Annotated in this window: 17 protein-coding genes; 14 read left to right on the top strand and 3 right to left on the bottom strand. The window is 74.1% G+C overall.

The window, feature by feature from the left end; translation table 11 throughout:
• The first annotated feature begins 70 nt into the window (after positions 1-70).
• The 6 genes from VR894_RS15985 to VR894_RS15960 are packed head-to-tail and all read left to right on the top strand — an operon-like array spanning position 71 to position 4,666.
• Positions 71-1,189, top strand: coding sequence for a histidinol-phosphate transaminase (locus VR894_RS15985; RefSeq protein ID WP_324653126.1), 1,119 nt, complete (start codon positions 71-73; stop codon positions 1,187-1,189).
• Positions 1,186-1,797 (top strand): imidazoleglycerol-phosphate dehydratase HisB, encoded by a 612-nt coding sequence (hisB, locus tag VR894_RS15980; RefSeq protein ID WP_324653125.1) that lies wholly within the window; start codon positions 1,186-1,188, stop codon positions 1,795-1,797. Before VR894_RS15985 ends, hisB begins: the two co-directional genes overlap by 4 nt.
• On the top strand, positions 1,794-2,330 hold the full coding sequence (locus VR894_RS15975; protein WP_324653123.1) for a hypothetical protein: 537 nt from the start codon (positions 1,794-1,796) through the stop codon (positions 2,328-2,330). The genes hisB and VR894_RS15975 overlap by 4 nt, the downstream gene beginning before the upstream one ends.
• Positions 2,331-2,386: 56 nt before the next feature.
• Complete coding sequence (gene hisH, locus VR894_RS15970; RefSeq protein ID WP_324653121.1) at positions 2,387-3,034, top strand: imidazole glycerol phosphate synthase subunit HisH; 648 nt, start codon at positions 2,387-2,389, stop codon at positions 3,032-3,034.
• A gap of 37 nt (positions 3,035-3,071) precedes the next feature.
• Entirely contained in the window at positions 3,072-3,803 is a 732-nt protein-coding gene (gene priA / locus VR894_RS15965) for a bifunctional 1-(5-phosphoribosyl)-5-((5-phosphoribosylamino)methylideneamino)imidazole-4-carboxamide isomerase/phosphoribosylanthranilate isomerase PriA (protein ID WP_324653119.1), read from the top strand.
• Positions 3,800-4,666 carry an SseB family protein gene (locus VR894_RS15960; RefSeq protein ID WP_324653117.1) on the top strand — a complete coding sequence of 289 codons (867 nt, stop codon included), beginning with the start codon at positions 3,800-3,802 and terminating at the stop codon, positions 4,664-4,666. The genes priA and VR894_RS15960 overlap by 4 nt, the downstream gene beginning before the upstream one ends.
• A 7-nt stretch (positions 4,667-4,673) precedes the next feature.
• Here the strand turns inward: VR894_RS15960 and VR894_RS15955 are convergent, their stop codons facing one another.
• Positions 4,674-5,408 carry a serine protease gene (locus tag VR894_RS15955; protein ID WP_324653115.1) on the bottom strand — a complete coding sequence of 245 codons (735 nt, stop codon included), beginning with the start codon at positions 5,406-5,408 and terminating at the stop codon, positions 4,674-4,676.
• Positions 5,405-5,953: a hypothetical protein gene (locus tag VR894_RS15950; protein WP_324653114.1), complete on the bottom strand. Its 549-nt coding sequence runs from the start codon at positions 5,951-5,953 to the stop codon at positions 5,405-5,407. Before VR894_RS15950 ends, VR894_RS15955 begins: the two co-directional genes overlap by 4 nt.
• Before the next feature lie 374 nt (positions 5,954-6,327).
• On the opposite strand from VR894_RS15950, the gene infC reads away from it, so the two are divergent.
• The 4 genes from infC (at position 6,328) to VR894_RS15930 (ending at position 8,503) form a co-directional block, all read left to right on the top strand.
• Positions 6,328-6,969, top strand: coding sequence for a translation initiation factor IF-3 (gene infC, locus VR894_RS15945; protein ID WP_416380862.1), 642 nt, complete (start codon positions 6,328-6,330; stop codon positions 6,967-6,969).
• 80 nt (positions 6,970-7,049) lie between these two features.
• On the top strand, positions 7,050-7,244 hold the full coding sequence (rpmI, locus tag VR894_RS15940) for a 50S ribosomal protein L35 (protein ID WP_324653110.1): 195 nt from the start codon (positions 7,050-7,052) through the stop codon (positions 7,242-7,244).
• A 28-nt stretch (positions 7,245-7,272) separates the two neighbouring features.
• On the top strand, positions 7,273-7,653 hold the full coding sequence (gene rplT, locus VR894_RS15935; protein ID WP_324653108.1) for a 50S ribosomal protein L20: 381 nt from the start codon (positions 7,273-7,275) through the stop codon (positions 7,651-7,653).
• Positions 7,654-7,660: 7 nt separating this feature from the next.
• Positions 7,661-8,503 (top strand): RNA methyltransferase, encoded by an 843-nt coding sequence (locus tag VR894_RS15930; protein WP_324653106.1) that lies wholly within the window; start codon positions 7,661-7,663, stop codon positions 8,501-8,503.
• 22 nt (positions 8,504-8,525) lie between these two features.
• Here VR894_RS15930 and VR894_RS15925 read toward each other — a convergent pair whose 3' ends face one another.
• Positions 8,526-8,960, bottom strand: a complete 435-nt coding sequence (locus VR894_RS15925; RefSeq protein ID WP_324653104.1) for a CBS domain-containing protein — start codon at positions 8,958-8,960, stop codon at positions 8,526-8,528.
• Between the two features lie 58 nt (positions 8,961-9,018).
• On the opposite strand from VR894_RS15925, the gene thpR reads away from it, so the two are divergent.
• The 4 genes from thpR to VR894_RS15905 all read left to right on the top strand — a co-directional run bounded on the left by thpR (position 9,019) and on the right by VR894_RS15905 (position 14,277).
• Positions 9,019-9,654 (top strand): RNA 2',3'-cyclic phosphodiesterase, encoded by a 636-nt coding sequence (gene thpR, locus VR894_RS15920; protein ID WP_324653103.1) that lies wholly within the window; start codon positions 9,019-9,021, stop codon positions 9,652-9,654.
• 178 nt (positions 9,655-9,832) lie between these two features.
• Complete coding sequence (pheS, locus tag VR894_RS15915) at positions 9,833-10,900, top strand: phenylalanine--tRNA ligase subunit alpha (protein ID WP_324653101.1); 1,068 nt, start codon at positions 9,833-9,835, stop codon at positions 10,898-10,900.
• A gap of 1 nt (position 10,901) precedes the next feature.
• Positions 10,902-13,487, top strand: a complete 2,586-nt coding sequence (pheT, locus tag VR894_RS15910; RefSeq protein WP_324653099.1) for a phenylalanine--tRNA ligase subunit beta — start codon at positions 10,902-10,904, stop codon at positions 13,485-13,487.
• Positions 13,480-14,277, top strand: a complete 798-nt coding sequence (locus VR894_RS15905) for an SDR family NAD(P)-dependent oxidoreductase (RefSeq protein WP_324653097.1) — start codon at positions 13,480-13,482, stop codon at positions 14,275-14,277. The genes pheT and VR894_RS15905 overlap by 8 nt, the downstream gene beginning before the upstream one ends.
• Positions 14,278-14,307 lie beyond the last annotated feature (30 nt).

Here is a 14,307-nt window from a genome sequence, read left to right as displayed (position 1 = left end):
TCCCGAGGCCCACACGCAGGACCTGCCGGGCCGGTTCGGGCCGGGGCAGCACCGGACATAGACTGCCGCCGTGTCCCTCCCCGTCCGGCCGGACCTCGCCGGCCTTGAGCCCTACGGCGCACCCCAGCTCGACGTGCCCGTCCTCCTCAACGTCAACGAGAACCCGCACCCGCCGTCGGAGCAGGTCGTCGCCGACCTCGCCGCTGCCGTCGCGGACGCCGCGCACGGGCTCAACCGCTACCCGGACCGCGAGTTCCTCGACCTGCGCGCGGACCTCGCGGACTACCTGCGGGTCGAGTCCGGCGCCCTCCTGCGCCCGGAGCAGGTCTGGGCGGCGAACGGCTCCAACGAGGTCATGCTCCACCTCCTCCAGGCCTTCGGCGGCCCCGGCCGCACGGCGCTGTCCTTCGCGCCCACCTACTCGATGTACCCGGAGTACGCCCGCGACACGATGACCGGCTGGGTCGTCGGACGGCGCGAGGAGGACTTCACCCTCGACCCGGACCACGCCGTCGCCCAGCTGGCGGAGCACCGTCCCGCGGTCGTCCTGCTCGCCAGCCCGAACAACCCGACGGGCACCGCGCTGCCCCTGGACACCATCGCGGCGATCGCCGACGCCGCCGCCACGAGCGGTCCGCCGGACGACGACGGCGCCCCCACGGCGAGCGTCGTCGTCGTCGACGAGGCCTACGCCGAGTTCCGCCGCGAGGGGACACCCAGCGCGCTGAGCCTCCTCGACCGCTACCCGCACCTCGCGGTGAGCCGCACGATGTCCAAGGCCTTCGGGATGGCCGGCGCCCGGGTGGGCTACCTCGCCGCCGCCCCCGGGCTCGTCGACGTGCTCCGCGTCGTCCGCCTGCCCTACCACCTCTCGGCGGTCACCCAGGCGGTGGCCCGCGCCGCGCTGCGGCACCGGGGCGAGCTCATGGCGCAGGTCGCCGAGCTGCGCGCGGAGCGGGACCGCTGCGTGACCTGGCTGCGGGAGCTGGGCCTGACCGTCGCGGAGTCCGACGCGAACTTCGTCCTCTTCGGGCCCATCGAGGACCGTGAGAGGGTGTGGCAGGGACTGCTCGACCGCGGAGTTCTCATCCGGGTCGTCGGTCCGCCAGGATGGCTGCGGGTATCGATCGGTACCGCTGCGGAGATGGCCGCCTTCCGGGCGGCGTTGAAGGAGGTGCTCGGGCTGTGACTGCACGCGGGGCGCGCACGGCGCGACTGGACCGGACGACGTCGGAGTCGAGCGTCGTCGTCGAGCTCGACCTGGACGGCACCGGCAAGACCGACATCTCCACGACGGTCCCCTTCTACGACCACATGCTCACCGCGCTGGGCAAGCACTCGCTCATCGACCTCACCGTCCAGGCGACCGGCGACACCCACATCGACGCCCACCACACCGTGGAGGACGTCGCGATCACCCTGGGCGAGGCACTGCGGGTCGCCCTGGGGGACAAGCGCGGCATCTCCCGCTTCGGGGACGCGCTCGTCCCGCTCGACGAGGCGCTCGCCCAGGCGGTCGTCGACGTGTCCGGGCGGCCCTACCTCGTCCACAGCGGCGAGCCGGCCGGCCAGGAGTACCACCTCATCGGCGGGCACTTCACCGGGTCGCTGACCCGCCACGTCTTCGAGTCGATCGCCCACCACGCCGCGATCGCCATGCACGTGCGCGTCCTCGCCGGTCGCGACCCGCACCACATCGTCGAGGCGCAGTTCAAGGCGGTGGCCCGCGCGCTGCGCCTCGCCGTCGCACCCGACGCCCGGGTCGAGGGAATCCCGTCGACCAAGGGGGCCCTGTGAGCGAGATCCCCGCGGTCGCCGTCGTCCTCACGCCGGTCGCGTCCGCGCAGGCGCTCGCGGGCCTGTGCGCGATGTCCGACGTCGACGTCCACGTCGTGCCCTCCCGGTCCGGCGCGGTCGCGGTCGTCGAGCTCGAGCCCGCGACGCCGCCCGCGGAGTCCGACGACTGGGACATCGGCGAGCTCCTCGGCGGGCAGCCCGACGCGGTCCCCGCCCAGGCCGACGAGGTGGCCAAGACGCTGTCCCGGCTCACCAAGGCCGGCGTCGTCCTCATCACCTCCGCGCTCACCCAGGAGTCCGGCTTCGAGCACGGCCTGTCGGGCCAGCTCACCGCCCGCCGGTACGCGGGCGGCGAACAGGGGGAGGAGGTCGCCGTCGGGCTCGTGCTCGCCGGCGCCGACGACGTCGTCGAGGACGTCGTGCTCGGCCGCGTCCGCGTGGCCGACGTCCCCGGCCACCAGCGCTCCGGCGACCTGCCGCGGTGGAAGGCGGCCCGCATGTTCGCGAAGGGCCTGCGCAAACCGCGCCCCTGAACGGTCGGCTGCAGCGGGCTCTCACGTGTGCGCCGCCGAGCGCGTACACTTCTGCGGTGACCAGCCAGCCGAACGTCGTCGTCCTCGACCACGGCTCGGGCAACGTCCGCTCCGCCGTCCGCGCCCTCGAGCGCGCCGGAGCCCGGGTCGAGCTCACGTCCGACCCGGAGGTCGTCGCCGAGGCCGACGGTCTCGTCGTCCCCGGGGTCGGGGCCTTCGCCGCCGTCATGCGCCAGCTGCGCGAGGTCGGCGGCCCCCGCATGATCGAGCGCCGGCTCGCCGGTGGGCGTCCCGTCCTGGGCATCTGCGTCGGCATGCAGGTGATGTTCGCCAGCGGCAACGAGCACGGCGAGCACGCCTCCGGCCTGGACCAGTGGCCCGGCACCGTGGACCGCCTCGCCGCCCCGATCGTCCCCCACATGGGGTGGTCGCCGGTGCGCGCCCCGCAGGGCAGCACCCTGTTCGCGGGCCTGGAGGACGAGCGGTTCTACTTCGTCCACTCCTACGCCGTGCAGCAGGACCCGACGGCGGACTTCGAGGCGGGCTCCCCGCTCCAGCGGCCGCTGGTGACCTGGGCCGAGCACGGCGCGCCGTTCGTCGCGGCCGTGGAGAACGGCTCGCTCGCGGCCACCCAGTTCCACCCTGAGAAGTCCGGCGACGCCGGCATCGAGCTGCTCCGCAACTGGCTGAGCACCCTGCGCTGACGCGCGAGCCCGCGCGCACCGACCAAGGAGAATGAGCATGTCCCGCCGCCTTGAGCTGCTTCCCGCTGTCGACGTCGTCGAGGGGCAGGCCGTGCGCCTCGTCCAGGGGGAGGCCGGCTCGGAGACCTCCTACGGGGACCCGGGCGAGGCGGCCCGCACGTGGGCGGAGCAGGGCGCCGAGTGGATCCACCTCGTCGACCTCGACGCCGCCTTCGGCCGCGGCTCCAACGCCGAGCTGCTCTCCCGGATCGTCGGAGAGCTCGACGTCGCCGTCGAGCTCTCCGGGGGCATCCGTGACGACGAGAGCCTCGCCCGGGCGCTGGACACCGGCGCCAGGCGGGTCAACCTCGGCACCGCCGCGCTGGAGAACCCCGAGTGGACGGCCCGGGCCATCGCCCGCCACGGGGACCGCATCGCCGTCGGCCTCGACGTGCGCGGCACCACCCTCGCCGCGCGCGGGTGGACGCGTGAGGGCGGGGACCTGTGGGAGGTGCTCGCCCGGCTCGACGCCGACGGCTGCTCGCGTTACGTCCTCACCGACGTCACCAAGGACGGCACGCTGCGCGGTCCCAACCTCGACCTGCTCCGCGAGGTGTGCGAGCGGACCGAGGCGCCCGTCGTGGCCTCCGGTGGCGTGTCCTCGCTGGAGGACGTCGCCGCCCTGCGCACCCTCGTCGACGCCGGGGTGGAGGGGGCCATCGTCGGCAAGGCACTGTACGCGGGTGCCTTCACCCTGCCCGAGGCGCTCGACGTCGCGGGGCGCCCGTGACGCCGCTGCCCCCCGAGATGATGCCCGGCGGGGCCGGCCCTGCCCGTCCCGTGGACGCCGCCCCGGGCGCCCGGCTCGGCGGCCGTCAGCCGGGCGGTGCCACCGACTCCGCGGGGCAGCCCTGGACCGGTCGCACACTGAAGGCCAACCCGTTCTCCGGCGACGACGGGACCGCGCCCCCGGAGCTCGTCGCGGCACTGGCCCTCGAGGACGAGAGCGAGCGCCTCGTCGCGGTCGCCGACGCGCTGCGGGAGGCGCGGGTCATCGTCCCCGTCGTCGCCCACGCCCACCCGGGACGGGCCGAGGACGGCTCGGTCGCCGGGCACACCAAGCACGGCTCCGGTGACCCGCAGGCCGACGCGTGCGCGTCGGCCGCCATGGTCTCCGTGCGCACGCCCGACGGCCGGGCGGCGCTGCCCGTCTTCAGCTCGGTGGAGGCCATGCAGGCGTGGGACGCCACGGCCCGGCCCGTGCCGGTCGAGGGCGTGCGCGCCGCGCTCTCCTCCGTCGCGGACGCCGACTCGATGCTCGTGCTCGACGCCGCCGGCCCGGTGACCGCGCTGCTCGGCCGGCCGGCCGTGTGGGCCATCGTCAACAACGAGCGGTGGCTGCCGTCGTGGCAGGACCCCGAGCTCATGCCGGTGGCCGCCAACGCGCTGCGCGGGATCACCGAGCTCACCGCCGTGCGCCTCGAACGCGGTGGCCGGAGCGAGCTGCGGGCCCTGCTCGCGCTCAGGCCCGGCCTCACCCGTGAGCAGATGATGGACGTCGTCACCCGCGCCCAGGAGGCACTGAGCGCCGACCCCGTCCTCACCGACCGGGTCGACTCCCTCGAGCTCTACCCGATGACCGTCGAGGGCTGAGACGCGCTCAGCCCTCGGCGTCCCGGCAGGACGTGATGGGCTCGAAGGCCTCCTCGGCCAGCAGGTCGTGCAGGGTGCTCACCGGCACCATGTAGCTGTTGCCCCACACGTCCATGGCGTAGACGACGCCGACGACCTGCCCGTCGCTGCCGAGGACCGCGCTGCCCGACGAGCCGTGGTCGACCTCGGCGTTCGTGCGTCCGACCGTGCCGAGGTCGGAGCCGAGGTCGTCGAGCTCGTAGCCGAGGACCGAGCCGGAGGCGGTGGTGAGCTTGCCCCCGCGGGGGTAGCCGACGACGGTGATCTGCTCACCGACCTCGGCGTCGACCTCCGCCAGCCCCGGCACGTCGGTCAGCGGCTCGGCGGTCCGCAGCAGCGCGAGGTCGGCGAGGTCGGCCGCGCCGGCGGAGACGGCGTCGATCTCCGTGCCGTCGTAGGTGGTGATCTGGATCCGGTCCGCCTCGTCGACGACGTGCCGGTTGGTGATGACCGTGCGCTCGTCGAGCGCGAACCCCGATCCGGTGGCCAGCGAGCCGCACCCGACGTTGCGGATCCGCACCGCCATCCGCTCCGCCGCGTCCACCCCGTCCGGGGAGAGCGCACCGGGGTCGGCGAGCTGTGGGGCAGCGACCTCGGGGACGTAGTCGTCGGGCAGCTCCGACGGCATCGGCGGGACCGTGCCGCAGCCGACGAGCGCCGTGGCGACGGCCGTCAGGAGGAGCGCGGAGCGCACCCGCCTCATTCGTCGCCCAACCGCTGCTGGAGACTCTCGTGGGCGTCGGCGGCGGCCTGGCAGGAGCTCACGACCCCCTCCCGCATGGCGCCGAGGTCCGGGCCGGGCTCGGTCGTCGGCGTCGGCGTCTCGGTCGGCTGCTCACCGGCGGCGCGTAGCAGCCCCTGGATCCTGCCCAGCTCGGCCTCCAGGGCGAGGACGTACTCGCTCTGGGAGGTGATGCACTGGCTCATCGTGCCCGTCACGCCGGTGGCGGCAGCGAACAGCTCGGCCTGGTACTCGGCGACCTGCCGCTGGATCTCCCGGTCGTCACCCGTCTGGGCCACGGTGTCGGCGAGCTCGTGGATCTGCTCCTGCGCGCCGTCGAGCTGGCTGTCGACGAGGGCGAGGGTGCTCTGGGTCTCCTCGAGCTCGGCGCGGGTGTCGGCCAGCTCGGTGCCCAGCTCCCGCGCGACGCCGTCGAGCTCGGTGGCCCGGTCGGACCACGCCTGGGAGAGGAGTGCGAGGTAGACCACGCCGGTGAGGGCGAGGACGAGGGCCACGGCGAGGACCACGACCGGCCACCGGCGGTGGTGATCTCGGCCACGGTCGCGACCCCCGGACGGGGCGGTGGCCCGCCCGGACCCGGTGGAAGCGGCCGGTAGGCTCGCGTCAGGGGTCCGGGCAGACTCCTGCTCGCTCTGTGTCCGGCTGCTCATGTCTGATATTCTCTCAGACTGACCGGCCGGGACGAACGTTCCGGCGTGCAAGCGGAGTTTCTCCCACCTCGTCTCGACCGTCCCGCAAGGGCGACAGAGGCCTGGTCCAGGTCGTTGAGGGGCAACCCTCGGCACGGCGCCAGCCGTGCAGCGACCCTGTGAGGCCTCCGTTCGCACCTGGGACGGAGGCCTTCTTCGTCGCAGCTATCGACGAGCAGGAGGAGCAGCACATCAGCGAGCCCCGTATCAACGACCGCATCCGCGTGCCCGAGGTCCGTCTCGTGGGACCGGGTGGCGAGCAGGTGGGTGTCGTCCGTGTCGAGGACGCACTGCGTCTGGCCCAGGAGGCCGACCTCGACCTCGTGGAGGTCGCCCCTGACGCGCGCCCGCCCGTGGCCAAGCTCATGGACTACGGCAAGTTCAAGTACGAGTCGGCCCAGAAGGCGCGCGACGCCCGTCGCAACCAGGCCAACACCTCGCTCAAGGAGATCCGGTTCCGCCTGAAGATCGACCCGCACGACTACGCGACCAAGAAGGGTCACGTCGTGCGGTTCCTGTCGGCAGGCGACAAGGTCAAGGTCATGATCATGTTCCGCGGCCGCGAGCAGTCGCGTCCGGAGATGGGCATGCGCCTGCTCCAGCGGCTCGCCGAGGACGTCAGCGACCTCGGGTTCGTCGAGAGCACCCCGCGCCTGGACGGGCGGAACATGACCATGGTCATCGGACCGCACAAGAAGAAGCAGGGTGGCGCCAAGAGCGACCAGCGTCGCACCCGCGAGAAGAAGGCCGAGGAGGCCGCGCAGGCGGCACAGGCCGCACAGCCCGCCGACGAGGCCGCACAGCCGGCCGCGGAGGCACAGCAGGAGGCGTAGCTGCCCGCTACGTGTTTGTCAGGACCGGCGCCAGCCGGCAGACCCGGTCGCGCCCAGGCGCGGCCTGAACAGGGAAGACGATGCCGAAGAACAAGACGCACTCCGGTGCCAAGAAGCGTTTCCGCACCACCGGGAGCGGCAAGCTCATGCGCGAGCAGGCGAACCGCCGGCACCTCTTCGAGGGCAAGAACAGCAAGCGGACCCGCCGCCTGGCCCTGGACAAGGCGGTCTCGGCGGCTGACGCCCCCGGGATCAAGAAGCTGCTCGGCAAGTAAGCCGCTTTCTACCTAAAGGAGATACGACGTGGCACGCGTCAAGCGGGCGGTCAACGCCCATAAGAAGCGCCGGACGACACTCGAGCGCGCCAGCGGCTACCGCGGGCAGCGCTCGCGGCTCTACCGCAAGGCCAAGGAGCAGGTCACCCACTCGCTGGTCTACAACTACCGCGACCGCAAGGCCCGCAAGGGTGACTTCCGGCGGCTGTGGATCCAGCGCATCAACGCTGCGGTCCGCGCCGAGGGCATGACCTACAACCGCTTCATCCAGGGCCTCAAGGCCGCTGGTGTCGAGGTCGACCGTCGCATGCTCGCCGAGCTGGCCGTCAACGACGCGGCGGCCTTCGCCACGCTCGTCTCGGTCGCCAAGGCGAACCTGCCCGAGGACGTCAACGCGCCCGCCGCCTGACGTCTCGATGACCGAACGCCCGGACCTGCTGACCAACCCCCGATCCGATCGGGTGCGGATGGTCAAGCGGCTGTCCGGGCGTTCGGTGCGTCTGCGGCACTCCCAGTTCCTCGTCGAGGGTCCCCAGGGGGTGCGGGAGGCGGTGCGTCACGCGCCCGAGCGGGTGCGTGACCTCTACCTGTCGGCCGAGGCGGCCGGACGGCACCCCGAGATCCTCCGCGAGGCACGGGACGCCGTCCGGCACGTCCACCTCACGACCACCGAGGTGCTCGCCGCGATGAGCGGGGACGCCCAGGGCGTGCTCGCCGTCGTCCACGCCGAGCCCGTGGCCGAGCTGCCCGCAGGAGGTCTCCGGCTGGTCGCCGTGCTCCCGTGGGCGGCGGACCCGGGCAACCTCGGCACCGTCATCCGGGCCGCCGACGCCGCCGGTGCCGACGCCGTCGTCGTCGGGCCCGGCAGCGTGGAGCCGACCAACCCCAAGGTGGTGCGCGCGACCGCCGGCTCCCTGTTCCACCTGCCGGTGGTCCCGGTCGCGGACGTCGGGGAGCTGGTCGCACGGGTGCGCGCGGACGGTGCCCAGGTCCTTGCCGCCGCGGCCGACGGCGCGTGGGACCTCGACGACCTGGCGGACCGGGCCCTGCTCCCCGGTCCCGCCGCGACGACGGACCCGGACCTGCGCCGCCCCACCGCGTGGCTCTTCGGGAACGAGGCCCACGGGCTGCGGGAGGACGAGCGTGCCCTGGCCGACGCCGTCGTCGGCGTGCCGATCCACGGCCTCGCCGAGTCCCTCAACGTGGCCACGGCGGCCACGCTGTGCCTGTACGCGTCGGCCCGCGCCCAGCGCCGCTGACGCGACGTCGTAGGCGGGTGGGTCAGCCGCCCTGCTGGACGTAGCCCACGAGCTGGTCGCGCTCGTCCTGCAGCTGGTCCAGGCGCTGCTTGACGACGTCGCCGATGCTGACGACGCCGGCGAGCCTGCCCTCGACGAGGACGGGCAGGTGGCGGATGCGGCGCTCGGTCATCGTGCGGGCGAGCGCCTCGAGGTCGTCGTCGGGGGAGCAGGTGACCGGGGGCGCGGTCATGAGGTCCCGGACCCGGACGCCCCCGAGGGACGTGCCCTCGGCCTGCAGGTGGACGATGACGTCGCGCTCGCTGACGACTCCGGTCGCCTCACCCTCGGCGTCGGAGACCACGACGGCGCCGATCCGGTGCTCGGTGAGGAGGTCGAGGAGCTCGCTCAGGGTGGCGTCGCTGCGGATGGTGACCACCGAGTCACCCTTGCGGCGGAGGATGTCGTGGATGCGCATACCCCAGCCTATCGCGGACGTGACGTGGATCACAGGGACTCGGTGGCACGATGGCGGGATGCGACTCTTCGCGTCCCTCCGGCCGCCGGCAGCCGCGCTCGACCATCTCCACCAGGCGCTCGTGGGCGTCGAGCCGGTCCCGCTCGACGACGGCCCACCACCCCTGCGGTGGGTGGCGCCCGAGCAACGGCACGTGACGCTCGCCTTCTACGGGGAGGTGCCCGACGGCGCGCTCGACGACCTCACCGACGCGCTCGCCGCCGTCGCCGCCGGCACGACGCCGATGCGTGTCCAGGTCACCGGGGCGGGCGTGTTCTCCGGCGCGACCCTGTGGATGGGGGTGCGTGCGGTCGACGACGAGCGTGCCCTGGTGCGGCTGATGGCCGACGCGGAGGCGGCGGGGGAGGGGATCTCCCGGCTGGAGCCGCGCGACCGGCACCGGGCACACCTCACGGTGGCGCGACTGAGCGCCCGCGAGCAGCGCGAGACCGCCCAGCGGCGCCGCCGCAGCCGCTCGCGGCGCGCGACGCGCCCGGCGGCGGTCGACCTGCCCGCCATCGCCCACGCCCTGTCGGTCTACCGCGGTCCGGTATGGGAGGCGCGGGGCCTCGAGCTGGTCCAGTCGCGTCTCGGCGCCGGACGGGGCGGCGGCCCCCAGCACGAGGTGGTGGCGAGCTTTCCGCTGGGCCACTGAGGCCGGGTGTGGCAGCATGGTCGCCATGTGCATGCGTCGATTTAGCGGGCCCGTTCGGGTCACGCGCTGACGCGCACCGACGTCCCCGCGGTCGCGGACGTCGACCAGCCCGAGCGGGCAGCACGACTACAGTCCTGTGCTGGATGCCGTCAGGCACGACGACGCTCGGAAGGTACGCATGACACCCCCACCCCTGTCCCCGCTGGACGCCGACGGCGTCGCAGCAGCCGTCGAGGAGGCGCTCGCGGCCGTCGCCGCGGCGACCACCCTCGAGGAGCTCAAGGCCGCACGCCTCGCCCACACCGGTGACCACGCCCCGCTCACCCTCGCCAACCGCGAGATCGGCCGGCTGGAGGCCAAGGACAAGGCGACCGCCGGCAAGCTCCTCGGCCAGGCCCGTGGCCGCCTGCAGAAGGCGATCGCCGCCCGGCAGGCCGAGCTCGAGGTCGAGGAGGAGGAGCGCCGGCTGCGCGAGGAGCGCGTCGACGTCACCCTTCCGGTCGAGCGGCGCCCCCGCGGCGCCCGCCACCCCCTGGAGACCCTCCACGAGGAGATCGGCGACTTCTTCACCGCCATGGGCTGGGACATCGCCGAAGGGCCCGAGGTCGAGCACGAGTGGCTGAACTTCGACGCCCTGAACCACGGCCCGGACCACCCGGCCCGGCAGATGGCCGACACCTTCTACGTCCAGGGCACCGCCGAGCAGGACACCCCCGGCCTCGTGCTGCGCACCCACACCTCCCCGGTCCAGGCGCGCACGATGCTCAGCCGGGAGCTGCCCATCTACATCGCCTGCCCCGGGAAGACCTTCCGCAACGACGCCCTCGACGCCACCCACACCCCGGTCTTCCACCAGGTCGAGGGGCTGGCCGTGGACAGGGGCCTGACGATGGCCCACCTCAAGGGCACCCTCGACCACTTCGCCCGCGCGATGTTCGGCCCCGAGGCCCGCACCCGCCTGCGCCCGAGCTTCTTCCCCTTCACCGAGCCCAGCGCCGAGATGGACCTGTGGTTCCCGCAGAAGAAGGGCGGCCCGGGCTGGATCGAGTGGGGTGGCTGCGGGATGGTCAACCCCCAGGTGCTCGTCGCCGCGGGCATCGACCCGGACGTCTACACCGGCTTCGCCTTCGGCCTGGGGACCGAGCGCACGCTCATGCTGCGCCACGGCATCGCCGACATGCACGACATCGTCGAGGGCGACGTCCGCTTCTCCCTCCAGTTCGGCACCACCGGAAAGGGGCACTGACATGCCGTACGTCCCGCTGACCTGGCTCGCCGACCACGTCGCCGTGCCCGAGGGCACCACCGCCGCCGACCTCGCCGCGGACCTCGTGCGCGTGGGGCTGGAGGAGGAGGACATCATCCCGCCCGCCGTCACCGGCCCGCTCGTCGTCGGCCGCGTGCTCTCGGTCGTCACCGAGGAGCACAAGAACGGCAAGGCGATCAACTACTGTCGCGTCGACGTCGGACCCGAGCACAACGACGCCCCCGGCGAGGGCAAGGAGCCCGCCGATGTGCCCTCCCGGGGGATCGTCTGCGGCGCCCACAACTTCACCGTCGGTGACGACGTCGTCGTCGCCCTGCCCGGCACGACGCTGCCCGGCGACTTCCACATCGCCGCCCGCAAGACCTACGGGCACACGTCCGACGGCATGATCTGCTCCGCGCGCGAGCTCGGCCTGGGCGAGGACCACGAGGGCATCATCGTGCTGGGCGAGTTCCTCCCCGACGTCCCGACGCCGTCCCCGGGCGCGGACGCGGTCGCGCTGCTCGGCCTGGGAGCGGAGGTCCTCGAGATCAACGTGACCCCCGACCGCGGCTACTGCTTCGCCATGCGCGGCGTCGCCCGCGAGTACTCCCACGCGACCGGGGCGGCCTTCACCGACCCCGGCCTGCCGGAGAACCTCCCCGCCGGGCCGCCGCCGGCCGCCACCGAGGACGGCTTCGCCGTCGAGGTCGACGACGCCGCGCCCGTGAACGGGAACGTCGGCTGCGACCGCTTCGTCACGCGCGTCGTGCGTGGCATCGACCCGGCCGCGCCGTCGCCGTCGTGGCTCACCGAGCGGCTCGTCCAGGCGGGCATGCGCCCGATCTCCCTGGCCGTCGATGTGACCAACTACGTCATGCTCGACCTCGGCCAGCCGCTGCACGCCTACGATCTCGCCGCCGTGAGCGCGCCGGTCGTCGTGCGCCGTGCCGCGCCGGGGGAGGAGCTGACCACCCTCGACGACGTGCGCCGCACCCTGCACCCCGAGGACCTCCTCATCACCGACTCCCCGGGTGGCGCCCGCGGCAGCCACGTCCTCGGCCTCGCCGGCGTCATGGGCGGGGCGGAGACCGAGGTCGGTCCCGGTACCACCGACGTCCTCGTCGAGGCCGCGCACTTCGACCCCGTCTCGGTCGCCCGCACCGCGCGCCGGCACAAGCTGCCGAGCGAGGCCGCCAAGCGGTTCGAGCGCGGGGTGGACCCCGAGCTGCAGGCGGTGGCCGCCCAGCGCGTCGTCGACCTCCTCGTCGAGCACGGCGGCGGCACGGCCGACCCGGCCGTCAGCGACCTCGACGCCACCTCCCGTCCCTCGCCCGTGCGGCTGCGCCTGGACGAGCCCCGCCGGCTCACCGGCGTCGACTACCCGGCCGCCCAGGTGGTCGAGCTGCTCACCCGCATCGGCGCGACCGTCACCGAGGCCGACGCCGAGGGCGTCGTCACCGTGACCCCGCCGAGCTGGCGTCCCGACCTCGTGGGCCCGGCCCACCTCGTCGAGGAGGTCGCGCGCCTGGCCGGCTACGACACGATCCCCTCGATCCTGCCGGCCGCCCCGGCGGGCCGCGGGCTCACGCCCGGGCAGCGTCACCGCCGCGACGTCGCCCGCGCCCTGGCCGACGTCGGCCTCGTCGAGGTGCTGTCCTACCCGTTCGTCGGCGACACCCACGACCGCCAGCAGCTGCCTGCCGACGACGAGCGGCGCCTGACCCTGCGCCTGGCGAACCCGATGGCCGAGGACGCGCCCGCCATGCGCACCTCGCTGCTCGACTCGCTGCTCGACACCGCGCGCCGCAACGTCAGCCGCGGCCTGGAGGACACCCGCGTCTTCGAGCTGGGCCTGGTCACCCGTCCCGCAGGGGTGGGCACCGCGTCCTCACCGGGCGTGGACCGCCGCCCGTCGCCGGCGGAGATCGCCGCCCTGCACGCCGCCGTCCCGCGCCAGCCGCGACACGTCGCCGGCGTCCTCACCGGCGCGATCGTCCCCGACGGCGTGCGTGGCCCCGGCCGCCGGGCCGACTGGGCCGACGCCGTCGACGCCGTCCACGCCGTGGCCGGCGCGGTCGGTGTGAGCGTCGAGCTCGCCGCCGCCGAGCACGCCCCCTGGCACCCCGGCCAGTGCGCCGCGGTGTCGGCTGGTGGTCGGGTGGTCGGACACGCCGGGCAGCTGCACCCGCGTGTCGTCGCCGCCTTCGACCTGCCTCCCGACGCCGTCGCCTTCGAGCTCGACCTCGACGCGCTGACCGCCGCCGGGCACGACCAGCCGGTCCAGCCCACGCCGGTGTCCACCTACCCGCCGGGCAAGGAGGACATCGCGCTCGTCGTCGACGAGGCCGTGCCCGCCGCCGAGGTCCTCGCCGTCGTCCGCGAGGGTGCCGGGGAGCTCGGCGAGGAGGTGCGCCTCTTCGACGTCTACACCGGCGAGCAGCTCGGCGAGGGGAAGAAGTCGCTGGCCTTCGCGCTGCGGCTGCGCGCCGCGGACCGCACGCTGACGGCGGAGGAGACCGCCGCGGTGCGCGACCGGATCGTCACGCTCGCCACCGAGCGGGTCGGGGCGGTGCTCCGTGGCTGAGGTTCCCGCCGCCCAGACGGCGCTGGTCACCGGTGCGTCCCGGGGGATCGGCCGCGAGCTGGCCATCGGCCTGGCGCGGGCCGGGCTGGACGTCGCGCTGCTCGCCCGGGACGAGCGGCTGCTCGTGTCGACCGCGGAGGAGGTCGAGGCGGCCGGACGGCGGGCCGTCGTCCTCACCGCGGACGTCACCGACGCGGACGCCGTGGGCCGCGCCGTCGCCACGGCCGAGACCGGGTTGGGCTCCATCGACCTGCTCGTCAACAACGCCGGCGTCATCGACCCCGAGGTCCCGCTGTGGGAGGCCGACCCGGAGCGGTGGTGGGCGGTCGTCGAGACCAACGTCCGCGGTCCGTTCCTGCTCGCTCACGCCGTCGCGCCCGGGATGCTGGCGCGCGGCGGCGGCCGCGTCGTCAACCTGAACTCGGGCGCCGGTACCCGTGACGCGCCCGAGGCATCGGCGTACTACGTGTCCAAGACGGCGCTGTTCCGCATCGGCGGTGCGCTGCACGAGGCCGGGTTCGGCAGCGGCCTGCGCGCCTTCGAGCTCGCGCCGGGGGTCGTGCGTACCGACATGACCGCGTCCATGCGGGCCCACGAGGACCGCACCGAGTGGACCGAACCCGCGGAGGTCGTCGCCCTCGCCGTCTCGGTCGCCCGCGGGGAGCTGGACGCGCTGTCCGGCTGCTACCTCCGTGCCGGGGCGGACACCCCGGAGTCGCTGCGCGCGCTCGCCGCCCGGGGCCTGGGGCCGGACGAGCGCCGCCTGCGGGTCGTCGCACCACCCGCCTGACGTGCTCGGTCCCCGCGAGCAGAGGTGCTC

The sequence above is a fragment of the Georgenia sp. H159 genome, from assembly GCF_035607575.1.
Lineage (GTDB): Bacteria > Actinomycetota > Actinomycetes > Actinomycetales > Actinomycetaceae > Oceanitalea.
The sequence above is the reverse complement of the archived record's forward strand: the minus strand, read 5'-3'. Positions and strand labels throughout refer to the sequence as shown.

Excerpts from the sequence above, each read along its gene's own strand:
- priA (WP_324653119.1), top strand. The coding sequence starts at position 3,072 with ATGTCCCGCCGCCTTGAGCTGCTTCCCGCTGTCGACGTCGTCGAGGGG.
- VR894_RS15955 (WP_324653115.1), bottom strand. The coding sequence starts at position 5,408 with ATGAGGCGGGTGCGCTCCGCGCTCCTCCTGACGGCCGTCGCCACGGCG.
- rpmI (WP_324653110.1), top strand. The coding sequence starts at position 7,050 with ATGCCGAAGAACAAGACGCACTCCGGTGCCAAGAAGCGTTTCCGCACC.
- VR894_RS15930 (WP_324653106.1), top strand. The coding sequence starts at position 7,661 with ATGACCGAACGCCCGGACCTGCTGACCAACCCCCGATCCGATCGGGTG.
- VR894_RS15925 (WP_324653104.1), bottom strand. The coding sequence starts at position 8,960 with ATGCGCATCCACGACATCCTCCGCCGCAAGGGTGACTCGGTGGTCACC.
- thpR (WP_324653103.1), top strand. The coding sequence starts at position 9,019 with ATGCGACTCTTCGCGTCCCTCCGGCCGCCGGCAGCCGCGCTCGACCAT.
- pheS (WP_324653101.1), top strand. The coding sequence starts at position 9,833 with ATGACACCCCCACCCCTGTCCCCGCTGGACGCCGACGGCGTCGCAGCA.
- pheT (WP_324653099.1), top strand. The coding sequence starts at position 10,902 with ATGCCGTACGTCCCGCTGACCTGGCTCGCCGACCACGTCGCCGTGCCC.